The following is a 12,757-nucleotide window of genomic DNA, read 5'->3' as shown; positions in this document are numbered from 1 at the left end:
TAGGCCCCGCACCTTCGTTTCAAAGGTGCGGGGCCTCTCCGCAATCTCAGCCCATCAGCTCCCGAACCACCGGCACCAGGGCCCGGAAGGCTTTGCCGCGGTGGCTGATCGCGTTCTTCTCGGCCGGGGTCAGCTCGGCGCACGTCCGCGTCTCGCCGTCCGGCTGGAGGATCGGGTCGTAGCCGAAGCCGTTGGTCCCCGACGGGGCATGGCGCAGGACTCCCCTCAGCTGCCCCTCGACCACGCGTTCCCGCCCGTCCGGCAGGGCCAGGGCCGCGGCGCAGGCGAAGTGGGCGCCTCGGTGGGTGTCGTCGATGTCGGTGAGCTGGGCGAGGAGCAGGTCCAGGTTGGCCTTGTCGTCGCCGTGGCGGCCGGCCCAGCGGGCGGAGAAGATGCCGGGGGCGCCGTTCAGGACGTCGACGCAGAGACCGGAGTCGTCGGCGACGGCGGGCAGTCCGGTGGCCTGGGCGAGGGCGTGGGCCTTGAGGAGGGCGTTCTCGGCGAAGGTGACGCCGGTCTCCTTGACGTCGGGGATGTCGGGGAAGGCGTCGGCGCCGACCAGTTCGTGCGGCAGTCCTGCCTCGGCGAGGATGGCCCTCAGCTCGGCGATCTTTCCGGCGTTGCGGGTGGCGAGGATCAAGCGGGTCATGGGGCCAGTATCCCGGGGCTCGCGGGGAGCCTGCTGACCCGGCCGGCTACAGCTCGGCCTGCCCCGCTCCCTTCAGCGTGCTCAGGTCGAAGACCTCGCCCATTCTGCGGAAGCCCAGGTCGCTGGGGTGCAGATGGTCGCCGGAGTCGTACTCGGGGCGCAGCCGGCGGGGGTCGTACGGGTCCCTCAGGGCCCGGTCGAAGTCGACGACGGCGTCGTACACGCCCTCGGCCCGGATCCGGGCGTTGACCTGCTGGCGTACCGCCTCCCGGGCGGGGGTCCAGCCGTCGCGGCCGCGGAAGGGCATCAGGGTGGCGCCGACGACCTTCAGTCCGCGGGCGTGGGCCTGCCGGACCAGGGTGCGAAGTCCTTCGGTGATCCGGTCCGGGTCGGCGACTCCGGGCGTGCGCAGGATGTCGTTGATACCGAGGTCGATGACGACGACCTTGACGTCGGTGCGGGAGAGCGCGTCGCGGCCGAAGCGGCCGAGTCCGCTCTGGTTCTCGGCGGGCCGGCCGAGGCCGTCGGTGAGGACGCGGTTGCCGCTGATGCCTTCGTTGACGACGCCGTAGCGGGGCAGGGTCTGGCCGCTTTCCAGGGCGGTGCGCAGGCGGCCCGCGAGGACGTCGGTCCAGCGGCGGTTGGCGCCGACGGTGGAGGTTATGCCGTCGGTGATGGAGTCGCCGAACACGACGACCGTGCCGTCGGCCTCGTTGCTCAGCACGTCAAGGGCCGTCAGATAGCGCCAGTACTGGGTCTGTTCGGTGTACGGCGTGCCGGTCGCGTCTTCGGTGCGGTCGCCCTCGGCGACGTACGACACCTGCCGGGCGTGCGGGTGGTAGGTGACCGGGCCGGACGGGGTGGGGGAGTAGGTGGTGACCAGGACGTCCGTGTCGTGCGGGATGACGATCCGCACGGCGTCGCTGAGCACCTGGCCGCCGGGCGGGATGACGACGCCGGTGCCGCCGTCGAAGGTGAGGCGGCGCATCGTCTCCGCGTCGGCCGCCGCGGTGCCGGTTCCGGCGGCGAGGGCGAGGGAGGCGTGCGTGATGGTCAGCGGGGTCTGGCCGTAGAGGTTGGACAGCGTGATGCGGGCGCTCGTCCCGCCGGTGCTCGCGTGGACGACGTTGCGCACCGAGTGGCCGGCGAGGCCCTCGGTCTCGGTGCCCGGTTCGCCGCCCACGGGCGCCGTGGCCCAGGAGCCGACCCAGGTGCCGGTGGAGGCGGGGGCGACCGTGGAGCCGCGGTGGGGGCGGTTGCCGGCGAGGGTGTTGCGCGGGGTGCCGTCGTCGGCGGCCACGGTGACGTAGATGGCGGCGGACAGGGCCACGACGAGCGCGACGAGCGCACTCAGCACCGCAATGTGCCGTGCGGGGGTCATCCCCGCACCGCCGTCATGACGCTTGGTCACGCTTTTGTTGTTCTCCTCGGGAGGTGGGAGCCCGAGGCTCCGATGTGATGAGCCCATGATCCTTCATGGGTCTGGCAGAGCTGACAGGACCCTGCCCAAAACTCCTTTCCGACAGACGCCGGGAACTCCTGTTCCGTTCCGGGAGTCGTGCAGGAAGGGACAATGTGTGTGCGGGATCACCGAACGGGCGGAGCGAGATGGAACGCACGGAAACGGAAACACGGGGAACACCAGGGACGCCGGGGGCCCCAGGAGCCTCGGGTGGCACCCCGTCCTACCGGACCATGACCGCCTTCACTCCCGCCGACGAGGAGCGCCGGCGCGGGGTGCGGCGCATGAAACTCACCGCCACCGGGATGCTGCTGTTCGTGGCGGTGGTGTACGTCCTGGCGAAGTGGGCCTCCGAGGAGGGCGCGGGCGCCTGGGCGGGCTATGTGGCGGCGGCCGCCGAGGCCGGCATGGTCGGCGCGCTGGCCGACTGGTTCGCGGTGACCGCGCTGTTCCGGCACCCGCTGGGCCTGCCCATCCCGCACACCGCGATCATCCCCACCAAGAAGGATCAGCTCGGCATCTCCCTCGGCGAGTTCGTCGGCGAGAACTTCCTCTCAGAGGACGTCGTACGACAGCGCCTGCGCGCCGTCGGCATCGGCAGCCGGCTGGGCGCCTGGCTGGCCGAGCCCGAGCACGCCGACCGCGTGACCGCCGAGCTGGCCACGGCGCTCAGGGGCGCCCTGACCGTGCTGCGCGACTCCGATGTGCAGGCGGTCGTGGGGGAGGCGATCACCCGGCGGGCGGACGCGCAGGAGATCGCGCCCGGCATCGGCAAGATGCTGGAGAAGGTCGTCGCCGACGGCGGCCACAGACGTGCCGTGGACCTGCTGGTGACCCGCGCCCACGACTGGCTGGTGCTGCACCAAGGCGAGATCATGGACGCCGTGGAGGGCGGGGCCCCGGGCTGGACCCCGCGCTTCGTGGACCGCAAGGTCGGCGAGCGCGTCTACAAGGAGCTGCGGCGTTTCGTCACCGAGATGCGCGACATGCCCTCCCACCCGGCCCGCGGCGCCCTCGACCGCTTCCTCAACGACTTCGCCTCCGACCTGCAGTCCGACACGGACACACGCGAGCGCGTGGAGCGCCTGAAGACCGAGGTGCTGGGTCGTGGCGAGGTGCAGGACCTGATCGCGTCCGCGTGGGGCGCCGTACGCTCCATGATCGTCGCGGCGGCCGAGGACGAGCGCAGCGAGCTGCGCCTCCGCGTGCGGGCCGCCTTGCTCTCCCTCGGCACGCGGATGGCGACCGAGCCGAAGGTGCAGGACAAGGTCGACAGCTGGGTCGAGGGCGCGGCGGTCCACGTCGTGACCACGTACCGCAAGGAGATCACCTCCCTGATCACCGACACCGTGGCCGGCTGGGACGCCGAGCACACCACCCGCAAGATCGAGGCCCACATCGGCCGCGACCTGCAGTTCATCCGGATCAACGGCACGGTGGTGGGATCGTTGGCGGGGTTGCTGATCTACACGGTGACGCAGACGCTGGGTGCGTGAGCAGCGGGGTGGGCCGCGTGTGCCGTGTGAGCTGCCTGAGCTGCATGAGCTGCCTGAGCCGACTGTCCGCTCAGGCTCCGGTCGTCGACCCCGGTCGTACGACCATCAGGACCGTCACCGCGGCCCACAGCAGGTTGAACACCCCGGTGAACATGGCCAGCCGCACGGTCTTCGCACGCGTGCCCATGCCTTCCATGGGACCTCCCACGGGACCTTCCCCGAGGCCGTCCCCGAGACCCTCCACGAGCGCGGTCTGGGCCGGCAGCACCAGCGCGGCCAGGACGACGGCGGCGAGGGCCGTCAGCGCGATCGACACGATCAGCCAGGCACTGCCGAGCACCCCCATCTCGCTCGCGGTGGCGAACCCGAACACCGGGACGACGACCCCGGCGACGGCGTAGACCCGGCAGATCCGGTGCAGCAACTGGAGCGTCCCGGCGGCGCGGGCGTCGTCCGGGTCGGCCAGGACCCGGCGGGCGGCCGGCGGGAACATGCTGGCGGCGACGGTGACGGGCCCGATCGCGACGATCGCGGCGAGGACGTGGACGGCGAGGAGGAACTTGGTCACGGGCCGACGGTAGGCGGGCGGCGGATCTTGGAGAAGTGGCGGGATTGCCAGGGGTCGACGGATTCTCGCCAAACCCTGCCGGGGACTCGGCAGGTCGGCAGGGGCCGGGGCATCCGTCATGGGGCGGCGGCCATCAGGTGTGCCAGCGATGGCCGAGGTGCCACGGATGGCGTAGGTGCCAGGGGTGGCGGCAATCCGTCGTACCGCTAGGTTCTTGCCATGCACACCGTGGCCGTCCTGGCGCTGGACCAGGTCATCCCGTTCGACCTCTCCGTCCCCGTCGACACCTTCGGCCGGGCCCGGCTGCCGGACGGCCGCCCCGCGTACCGGGTACGGGTCTGCTCGCCTGCCGGGGAGGTGAATGCGGGCGCCTTCGCGGTGCGTGCGCCGTACGGCCTGGAGGCGATGGCGGACGCGGACACGGTCGTCCTGCCGGGCGTGGCCGACCCGACCGCACCGCTGCCGCCGGGCGTGGCCGAGGCGTTGTGCGCGTCGGCGGCAAACGGCACGCGGATCGCGTCGATCTGCGTGGGCGCGTTCGTCCTCGCGGCGACCGGCCTGCTGGACGGGTGGCGTGCGACGACGCACTGGATGGCGGCCGGCGACCTCGCGGAGCGGTACCCGAAGGTGACCGTCGACCCGAACGTCCTCTACGTCGACAACGGCCAGCTCCTCACCTCGGCGGGCGCCGCCGCGGCGATGGACATGTGCCTGCACATGATCCGCAAGGACCACGGTTCGGCGGTCGCCGCGTATACGGCCCGGATGTCCGTGATGCCGCTGGAGCGGGAGGGCGGGCAGGCCCAGTTCATCGTCCAGGACCCGCCCCCGACCCCGGCCGGCGCGACGCTGGAGCCCTTGCTGCGCTGGCTGGAGGACCACTGCGACCGCGATCTCACGCTGGACGAGATCGCGGCGCAGGCGGGCATGAGCGCCCGCACCCTCAACCGCCGCTTCCGCGAGCAGACCGGTACGACGCCGTTGCAGTGGCTGCACCGGGCGCGGGTGCGGCGGGCGCAGTATCTGCTGGAGACGACGTCGTACCCGGTGGAGCGGATCGCCGCCCAAGCGGGCTTCGGCTCGCCGACGGCCTTCCGTGAACGCTTCCGCAGGGTGGTGGGGACGAGCCCGCAGACCTACCGTCGCTCCTTCAGACCGACGGGAGACACGGCGACACCAATCGCCTGACCTGGGCCTTCCGCTCTCATCCCCGCCGGTCGGCGATGGCCCAGGAGGCGAGGGCGACGGCGCCGGCGACCCCGAACACGGACGGCCAGGCACCGACCTTCTTGGCCAGCGGGTGGGACCCGGCGAACGCGGCGACGTACGCGGCGGTCAGCGCACCGGCGGCCTTCCCGCCCGCCTGCTTGCGCCACTGCTGCGCGGCGGCGGCACCCGCGACGGCCAGGACGGCCCCGCCGAGCTGCCGCTTCTTGGTCCAGCGGGCGACCCCGTACCCGCCGACGAGCCCGGTGGCGGCGACGACCGCGCTGGGAACCCTGGCCATGAGTGCCTCCTGTATGCCTGTGTCTGCCCGTGTCCGACGTTTCGTCCTATCTCGGCCGAGGCTAACGCGCGAGGGTCGTCAAGCTTCCGGCAGCCCCCAACCAACAGACTCTTTCGGCAGAGATCGCTCAGACCCGCTCGAGCGGCCACAGAGGCCCCTCGGGAAGCTCCACGACGATCCCGTCCCCCGGCCGCACAACACCCCCCACGGTCACGACACCCATGACCCCGCCCTTGTAGACGACGCGCCCGTCTTCCCCTCGTCCCACGACTTCCTTCAGCAGTCCCCGCTGGAAGTTGTCGATCTGAGCACACGGATTCCGCAGCCCTGTCACTTCCACGACAGCCTCGTCCCCGATCCGCAACAACGCCCCCGTGGGCAGCCCCAGCAGATCGATCCCCCGGGTGGTGATGTTCTCCCCGAGCTCCCCGGCCGCCACCCGGAACCCGTTCCCGGCGACCGCCTCGAACAGCTCCTCATGAAGGAGATGCACCTGCCGCAGATTGGGCTGCGTGGGATCCTGCGCCACCCGAGACCGATGCTTCACGGTCACCCCGGCATGCACATCCCCCTCGACCCCGAGCCCGGCGAGCAGCCGGATGCTCTCCCGGTTCGGCTTGGTGAAGGAGTACTCCCCGTTGCTACTGACAGCCGCGACCGTGGCACCCATGACCCAACCCCCGCTTTCCACTGACCACTTCAAGACACCCGAAGCCTAATTCGTCGATGACACCCCCATGCCATCCTTCCCCAGGCCCGTCCCGTCCCCGAACAGACCGGCGGTGAATCCCTGTGAGCGACCACGACCTGGTTCCCGACCTCGACCTCTCCCAAGCCCTGGCCGTCGCAACCGACCTGGCCACCTGGGCATCGGAGGCGATCCGCGGTCCACGTGGCGACGACGGCGTACGGGAGAAGGCGAGCCCAGCGGACCTCGTCACGCAGACGGACGAGACAATCGAGTCACACGTCCGCTCGGTCCTGAGGGCAGTCTTCCCGTCCCATGGAATCGAGGGCGAGGAATACGGCACCGACGAGCCGGCAACCCCGAACGCCCCCTACTGGGTCGTGGACCCGGTCGACGGCACCACGAACTACGCCCACGGCATCGGCTGGTGCTCCTTCTCCCTCGGCCTGGCCGCCCCCGACGGCACCCCCTTGCTCGGCCTGGTGACCGACCCATGGCGCGCCGAAACCTTCACCGCGATCAAAGGCAAGGGCGCCCACCTGAACGGCCACCCCATCCACGCCGCCACCCATACCACCCTCACCGGCCACCTCTTCCTGACCGAATGGGCAGCCCACTCCCACTGGCCCGGCCTCGACCCCCTCCTCACCACCCTCTCCGCCCGCCACTGCACAGCCCGTGTCATGGGCTCCACCGCCCTCTCCCTAGCCCAAGTAGCCGCCGGCCGAGCCACCGCCGCCGCCATCGGCGAATTCCACGCCGTAGATGGCCTCCCGGCCTACCTGATCGCGACGGAGGCAGGCGCGGTGGCACTCCCATCGGTCCCGGCATACGACGAACCCTTGCTGCTCTCGGCACCAGGGGTTGCGGCGGAACTGGCTGACCTCTGGCACAGGATCCTCACGCAGTGAGGAATCGGACATTCCCAAGCGGAAAGGAGCCAGAACGGAACGCCGTCCCGCCCGGATTTGATCTCCCCTCACGCAGGCTGACGACGATCAGTCAGCTCATGATCAGGAGGTCTCATGCGTCCTGCGCAGCGCGGACTCGCCTTCGCCACGCTCGCGTTACTGGCACTGTCCGGCTGCTCGTCGGACAAAGTCGGAGCCACACCCACTGCCTCACCGACCGACGGCGCACGCCAGGCCGTCACCGACTACATCTCCGCTCTCAACGCACGCAGTACGACCGGCCTCGTCCGGATCGCCGGCGTCAAGGACGAGCCCTGGTCGCGACGGGAAGCAGCGAAGATCCTCGCCGACAAAGGCGGACGAGGATGGAAGATCAGCAACCTCGAGATCAACCACGACATGGGCCCCAACACCGGAAGCGCCCATCTCTCCGCCACCGACAAGGTGGGCAAACCCATGACCGACACCTTCACGGTGACCCGGGACAACGGAATCTGGCACCTCGCCGTCTTCACCGGGCAGCCCACCCAGCCCGGGAAAACGCCGGCCTCAACCGGCACACCGACAGCGTCCTGACGGGCGACCAAGCGCGAATCGGCCCACTCCGGGCTGTGCGGGCCGATGCCCAGGCCCGCCGTGACGTCCGTCACCGGCAGACATTGGAGGTGGCCGCAGAAAGCCACTGACAGGCCACCCGGCCACGAACCGCAACTCATTGCCCAGCATCTCCGCCGCCCCCACCCCTGGGCCGCCCGGCTGCACATAACTCCGCGGTGGAGGGGCGAGGGTCAAGAGTGAGCGAAGCGAGTCGGCGAAGCCGACGCCCGAAGGGCGCTCTTGACGCTCGCCCCGGAACCGCCACCCTCAGAAAAGCCGGGCGGCCATGGGCACGTCACAGCCAACGGTCAGTCCAGCATCGCTCTTCAGGCTTCGAGCGGATCCGGCCGCGAGTTACTCCAGGTAGAGAGCAGCCATACGCGGCAGGCGGCGAGCCATTTCGTTCGAGTCGGAGCAGTCGAAGGCCCAGGCAGGGTCCAACTGCGGGTAGCGGATGGTGGGTGAGCCTGGGGGAAGCTGATCACCGGTCGCTGTGATGTGCGCGTTCCAGGCGATGCCCAGCATGTCCTCCCCCTCCAGGTCGACGCCGTCGACCGCGGAGGCTTGAACGACGGGCAGTTCCGCGAGGGCATCAGGATCAGCAACTGCACGCTCGAAGACCTCACGCCCCTGAGCGATCAGCCAGCCGCGGAAGTAGTCGAAGCCGTCGTCGGAGCATCCGCCGTTGGCGATGTAGGCAGCGGCCCAGAGAGGGCTGGTGTAGGACTCAACCATCAGGTCCCACAGCACCTGCTCAGCGGCGACGATCTCCTCGACCGGCCGGCTGGACAACAGCGAGGTCGCCTCGCGAGCGACTGCTTCGCTTTCCTGCGGGTCGATCACCTGCTCACGGGCCGCCGCGATGAGCTCCCAGAACTGCTGCTTGTTCATGGCGGCAGAGCATGTCACCTGGCACTGACAGAGCAGTTCTCGACGGTTGGAGATCACGGTGCCGCCTTCTCCCCCCTCCAGGCTCGGGGCCGGATAGGCGGACTCTTCCCGATCAGGAGAGTTGGTAGTCGGCGTGGGGGATTCCCAGTTCCCACACCACCTCAAAGGCGCTCGCGCAAAGTTTGATCTCCTGGGGGTCGGAGCTGAGAGCGGTCTCCAGCCACTCGCCCTCGCCATCGAAGTGGTTCACCAGCAGCAGGGACGAGTCGAACAGCCAGAAATCGTTGCCTGGCAAGGCGACGCCGGTGGCCTTCCTGCGCGGCAGCCAGCGCACTTCTTCGCCAGCGGCGATGTTCAGGCCGTTCGTCACCTCGTACTCGAACCGGATGTACTTGCTCACCGGCTCGGACACGATACGGGCGCGGCGGACCGTCACTCCTCGGCTCGTCGCCTTGGACACCAGGGCGAGCCAGTCCGCCCACCTTTCGCCGGGTTCGATCACCACGTCGGCGTCCCAGTCGACGTACGCCGGGTCCGACTTCATGTAGGCGTCCCGCATCTCCAGATGGACAGCCGATTCACGGCAGTCGCGGAACAGTTCCTCAAACGTCGGAACCGCGGTCACGCTGTACCTCCACGAAGAACTGGATCACGAGTCGGGGGATCTCCACCACGAACGCGTGACCGGTAATGCCAGAGTCGTGTCGTACATGGTGAAGGTGTTGAACGGAGCCTCGGAGGCCTGGGCCGACAGTGGAAGCACCTTGAGTTGCTCACGCATGACAGCGCCTCCCGAGGGCGGTCGACGTCGGCCCGCTTTCCTCAGGTGTCCTGGCCGGCTACGTCAGCGACCGTAGGACCGCCTCGACCAGTATCGCCGCACGCTCATCGCCGGTACCGCCGATGACGTGGTTCATCACGTAACCGAAGGCGATGCCGTGCTCCGGGTCGGCGAAGCCGAGCGAGCCGCCTCTGCCGGTGTGGCCGAAGGAATCCGAGCCCGCCATGGGGGTGGCCTCGGTGGGAAGCATGTATCCGGAGCTGAAACGGCTCGGGATGAGCATCACCTGGTCTCTCCCGCAGGCCTGTTCTTTGGTCGCCGACTCCAGGGTTTCCGGGGTGAGCAGGCGCACGCCGTCCACCTCGCCTATCAGCGCGGCATACATGCGAGCCAGTCCGCGTGCCGTGCCGATGCCGTTGGAGGACGGGAGCTCCGCGGCCTGCACCTCGGGCGAGTCGAAGTTGATTTCGGGAGGGTTGGTGACCGCGTACGCCCTGTTGCTGAACGAGTTCGGGTCTCGCCAAGCGGCGACCACTTCGCGGAGTTCTTCGGGAATCGACTCGGCGGGCACGGTGGTGAGGTCGACGTCCGGGCGCTGGTACACCATGCGGCTGACCCGGTCGCGTTCTCCCGTCGGCAATCCGATGAAGAAGTCCAGCCCCAGGGGGGCTGCGATCTCGTCGGCGAAGAAGCGGCCCGGCGTGCGGCCGGAGACTCTGCGGATCACCTCGCCGACAAGCCAGCCCCACGTCCGGCCGTGGTACCCGTGAGCCGTGCCCGGAGTCCAGAGGGGGCGCTGCGCGGCCAGCGCGGCGACCATCGGGCGCCAGGCCAACGCTTGGTCCAGCGGCACAGGTCGGTCCAGTGCGACCAAGCCGGCCTGGTGGGCCAGGAGCTGGCGCACCGGGATGTCCGCCTTGCCGTTCGCGGCGAACTCCGGCCAATACTTCGCCACCGGCGAATCCAGGTCCAACTGGCCGCGCTCCGCCAGCATGTGCGTCGCAGTCGCAGTCGCCCCTTTGGTCGCCGAGTAGACCAGCTGCAGCGTGTCGCGCGTCCACGGACGACCGGTCTCCGGGTCGGCGACCCCGCCCCACAGGTCCACCACCGGTCGGCCGTACTGGTACACGCATACCGCCGCGCCGATGTCCCCGTTCCGGACGAAGTTCTCTGCGAACGCCTCGCGCACCGGTTCGAACCCTGCCGCGACCTCACCGTCGATCGTCGTCATGGTGCCAATCCTGGCATTCGAGCTGCCTGCTGCGACGGGTCGGGCTCGCCCTCGAAGGCCGAGTCAGCGACTGTCAGGCTGCGACGGACAGCGCCTGAAGACGCTCGCGGAATTGACGGACGAACGAGACGTCCTTGTGTGCTTCGAGCCGCGCGGAGAACTCCTTCAGACGATCCAGGGCCCGGACGGAGCTGACACTGTCCTCCAGGAGGCGGGCACCGTAGTTCGCGGCGTCCAGTGCCCCCTCCAGGTCACCGCCGGCGAGCCTGGCCTCGGCCAGGCGGCTGGACCGTACGGCCTTGTCCCGAGGAGCCGCGCTCTCCACGGAGGTCTCCAGGGAACTCGTCGCGCGCTCCACCTGCCCGCAACGCAACAGGACTTTGCCCTCGGTCGACTTCAACTGAGCCTCGCCGAACCAGTCGAGCCAGTCCGGGTTCTCCTCCGCCGTGTGGCGGTCCCAGAGGGACACGGCACGGTTGAGTGCCGTTCCGGCCTTGCGATGGTCGCCGTCGCGGGACAGTGCCTCGGCCTGGTGCAGGTAGAGGAAGGACTGGGTGTAGGGCGACAGCGAGCGGGGAGCGTTGTCGACGGCGGTCGAAATGAGGTCGACGCGCTCGGCGGTCCGTCCGGCCTCGGAGACGTGCACCCCCATCTCCGCGAGGACGAAGGCGCCGAAGGCATCGTCTCCAGCAGTGCGGGCGCTGCGCAGCGCTCCGACGTAGTACCGCTGACCGGCGGACCGCAGACCCGCGTCGTAGGCCATCCACCCAGTCAGGTGCGAAACCCGGGCTGCCAGTGCGTAGAGGCGGACCCGGACCCTGTCCGTGTACCGTCCGGCGCTGAGGAGACCGGTGACCAGGGCGAGGTCGCCGCGTGCCTGCTCGAGGAGGCGGGCGCCTCCCAGGTGGTCGTCGAGCGTGCGAAGCGTGCCGATGCGCTGCTCGATCGTCGTGACCATAGTGTCCGTGACTCGATCCCCGTTGAGCGCCGAGGCAAAGGCGGAGGGCGCTTCCACCCAGCTCGCCGCGAGCCCTGTAAGGGCGGCGCCGGTGATGGTGAGAAAGCCTCGGCGATCCATGCGGCCGCTCCCCACCAGTTCGGACAACGCCTCAACGGTGCCGAGCTCGGTCCACGGGGCGGCGAGTCCCGTCACCTCCCAGACAGGGAGCCAGCGGGGCCACGTTTCCACACGCACCTGCTCGTACGGGACGCGCAGCAAGTCAGCGAGTACGCGCTGGGCATCCGTGTCCGGCTCCTGCCCCTGTTCCCACTTCCATACGGTCGTCCGGTTGGTCGCCAGTGGTATTCCGAGTGACCTTCCGTGCGCCTGCATGAGCCGCGCGAATTCAGCCTTCCCCCATCCGTGGGTCTGACGGACAAAGCTCAGCGGGTGGACCGCTAACGGCTCACCAGGCACGTCATCACTCCCGTCATCTGCTCATGGCCTAGATGGTGGGTTACTCCCTGTGCCGTTCACGGGAAGGGCGTCCCCAACAGAAACCCCCTGGAAACGTTCCGGCATGCGTTCTGGGGCCGTTGACTGGGCTTCAGCCGCCCAAGGGGCATCGGTCGGGCAGTGCCACTGATCGGACCCGCTCTGCCGAGCGGCATGCACTCGATCATTGGGCCGCGAGCCGCTGACTTGCCCGGTCGTCGGTCCAGGACTGCGGCTCATCGCGCAGCCCAATGACCGCCGTCCCACTGCAGCCCACCCTTTCCCACGGCTGCGGGCGGCCACCCACCTCCCGCCGTAGCTCCGGCGGGACAACCGAAGAGGAAGGAGCACGAGGTGGCAGAGCGTACGACACCGCCTCCGGCCCGGAGCGGCCTCCTGGTGGCGGTGGAAGAACTGACCGCCGTCCACGATCGGTACGACAGCCTGCGGTCCGACAACACCGGAAGTTCCGGCGACGCGCCGTGGCCGGGCGGTGACGGCAACCTGCACGACAGCGAGTAGGCACCGAGCGGTGGGGTCG

General features: G+C 69.6%; 14 protein-coding genes. 5 read left to right on the top strand and 9 right to left on the bottom strand.

Annotated features, from left to right (window positions below; all coding sequences use genetic code 11):
• Nucleotides 1-46: 46 nt before the first annotated feature.
• Nucleotides 47-649: an RdgB/HAM1 family non-canonical purine NTP pyrophosphatase gene (gene rdgB / locus ABZ865_RS28000; RefSeq protein ID WP_361235988.1), complete on the bottom strand. Its 603-nt coding sequence runs from the start codon at nucleotides 647-649 to the stop codon at nucleotides 47-49.
• A 46-nt stretch (nucleotides 650-695) separates the two neighbouring features.
• Complete coding sequence (locus ABZ865_RS27995) at nucleotides 696-2,030, bottom strand: SGNH/GDSL hydrolase family protein (protein ID WP_361236368.1); 1,335 nt, start codon at nucleotides 2,028-2,030, stop codon at nucleotides 696-698.
• A gap of 314 nt (nucleotides 2,031-2,344) precedes the next feature.
• Between ABZ865_RS27995 and ABZ865_RS27990 the strand changes: the two genes are divergently transcribed.
• Entirely contained in the window at nucleotides 2,345-3,607 is a 1,263-nt protein-coding gene (locus ABZ865_RS27990; protein ID WP_361235985.1) for a DUF445 domain-containing protein, read from the top strand.
• Between the two features lie 70 nt (nucleotides 3,608-3,677).
• Here ABZ865_RS27990 and ABZ865_RS27985 read toward each other — a convergent pair whose 3' ends face one another.
• Complete coding sequence (locus ABZ865_RS27985; RefSeq protein ID WP_361235982.1) at nucleotides 3,678-4,175, bottom strand: hypothetical protein; 498 nt, start codon at nucleotides 4,173-4,175, stop codon at nucleotides 3,678-3,680.
• A gap of 219 nt (nucleotides 4,176-4,394) precedes the next feature.
• On the opposite strand from ABZ865_RS27985, the gene ABZ865_RS27980 reads away from it, so the two are divergent.
• Nucleotides 4,395-5,363: a helix-turn-helix domain-containing protein gene (locus ABZ865_RS27980; RefSeq protein ID WP_361235979.1), complete on the top strand. Its 969-nt coding sequence runs from the start codon at nucleotides 4,395-4,397 to the stop codon at nucleotides 5,361-5,363.
• A gap of 16 nt (nucleotides 5,364-5,379) precedes the next feature.
• On the opposite strand, the gene ABZ865_RS27975 is transcribed toward ABZ865_RS27980, so the two are convergent.
• Entirely contained in the window at nucleotides 5,380-5,682 is a 303-nt protein-coding gene (locus ABZ865_RS27975) for a hypothetical protein (RefSeq protein WP_361235976.1), read from the bottom strand.
• 127 nt (nucleotides 5,683-5,809) lie between these two features.
• Nucleotides 5,810-6,352, bottom strand: a complete 543-nt coding sequence (locus ABZ865_RS27970) for an MOSC domain-containing protein (protein ID WP_361235973.1) — start codon at nucleotides 6,350-6,352, stop codon at nucleotides 5,810-5,812.
• A gap of 122 nt (nucleotides 6,353-6,474) precedes the next feature.
• Between ABZ865_RS27970 and ABZ865_RS27965 the strand changes: the two genes are divergently transcribed.
• Both ABZ865_RS27965 and ABZ865_RS27960 read left to right on the top strand, forming a co-directional pair.
• Nucleotides 6,475-7,281, top strand: coding sequence for an inositol monophosphatase (locus ABZ865_RS27965; protein ID WP_361235970.1), 807 nt, complete (start codon nucleotides 6,475-6,477; stop codon nucleotides 7,279-7,281).
• A 114-nt stretch (nucleotides 7,282-7,395) separates the two neighbouring features.
• Complete coding sequence (locus tag ABZ865_RS27960; RefSeq protein WP_361235967.1) at nucleotides 7,396-7,857, top strand: hypothetical protein; 462 nt, start codon at nucleotides 7,396-7,398, stop codon at nucleotides 7,855-7,857.
• Between the two features lie 375 nt (nucleotides 7,858-8,232).
• Here ABZ865_RS27960 and ABZ865_RS27955 read toward each other — a convergent pair whose 3' ends face one another.
• The 4 genes from ABZ865_RS27955 to ABZ865_RS27940 form a co-directional block, all read right to left on the bottom strand.
• Entirely contained in the window at nucleotides 8,233-8,769 is a 537-nt protein-coding gene (locus ABZ865_RS27955; protein ID WP_361235964.1) for a DUF4240 domain-containing protein, read from the bottom strand.
• Nucleotides 8,770-8,881: 112 nt separating this feature from the next.
• On the bottom strand, nucleotides 8,882-9,394 hold the full coding sequence (locus ABZ865_RS27950) for a DUF6879 family protein (RefSeq protein ID WP_361235961.1): 513 nt from the start codon (nucleotides 9,392-9,394) through the stop codon (nucleotides 8,882-8,884).
• A gap of 214 nt (nucleotides 9,395-9,608) precedes the next feature.
• Nucleotides 9,609-10,781 (bottom strand): serine hydrolase domain-containing protein, encoded by a 1,173-nt coding sequence (locus tag ABZ865_RS27945; protein WP_361235959.1) that lies wholly within the window; start codon nucleotides 10,779-10,781, stop codon nucleotides 9,609-9,611.
• 73 nt (nucleotides 10,782-10,854) lie between these two features.
• Entirely contained in the window at nucleotides 10,855-12,198 is a 1,344-nt protein-coding gene (locus ABZ865_RS27940) for a transcriptional regulator (protein WP_361235956.1), read from the bottom strand.
• A gap of 372 nt (nucleotides 12,199-12,570) precedes the next feature.
• Here ABZ865_RS27940 and ABZ865_RS27935 point away from each other — a divergent pair, with 372 nt between their 5' ends.
• Entirely contained in the window at nucleotides 12,571-12,738 is a 168-nt protein-coding gene (locus ABZ865_RS27935) for a hypothetical protein (RefSeq protein ID WP_361235953.1), read from the top strand.
• Nucleotides 12,739-12,757 lie beyond the last annotated feature (19 nt).

This window comes from Streptomyces sp. NPDC047085 (assembly GCF_040643735.1).
Taxonomy (GTDB): Bacteria; Actinomycetota; Actinomycetes; order Streptomycetales; family Streptomycetaceae; genus Streptomyces.
This window is presented reverse-complemented; position numbering and strand designations above follow the sequence as displayed.

Coding starts and splice junctions, on each gene's coding strand:
- ABZ865_RS27980 (WP_361235979.1), top strand. CDS start 4,395: ATGCACACCGTGGCCGTCCTGGCGCTGGACCAGGTCATCCCGTTCGAC.
- rdgB (WP_361235988.1), bottom strand. CDS start 649: ATGACCCGCTTGATCCTCGCCACCCGCAACGCCGGAAAGATCGCCGAG.
- ABZ865_RS27975 (WP_361235976.1), bottom strand. CDS start 5,682: ATGGCCAGGGTTCCCAGCGCGGTCGTCGCCGCCACCGGGCTCGTCGGC.
- ABZ865_RS27960 (WP_361235967.1), top strand. CDS start 7,396: ATGCGTCCTGCGCAGCGCGGACTCGCCTTCGCCACGCTCGCGTTACTG.
- ABZ865_RS27945 (WP_361235959.1), bottom strand. CDS start 10,781: ATGACGACGATCGACGGTGAGGTCGCGGCAGGGTTCGAACCGGTGCGC.
- ABZ865_RS27955 (WP_361235964.1), bottom strand. CDS start 8,769: ATGAACAAGCAGCAGTTCTGGGAGCTCATCGCGGCGGCCCGTGAGCAG.
- ABZ865_RS27970 (WP_361235973.1), bottom strand. CDS start 6,352: ATGGGTGCCACGGTCGCGGCTGTCAGTAGCAACGGGGAGTACTCCTTC.
- ABZ865_RS27990 (WP_361235985.1), top strand. CDS start 2,345: ATGACCGCCTTCACTCCCGCCGACGAGGAGCGCCGGCGCGGGGTGCGG.
- ABZ865_RS27995 (WP_361236368.1), bottom strand. CDS start 2,030: ATGACCCCCGCACGGCACATTGCGGTGCTGAGTGCGCTCGTCGCGCTC.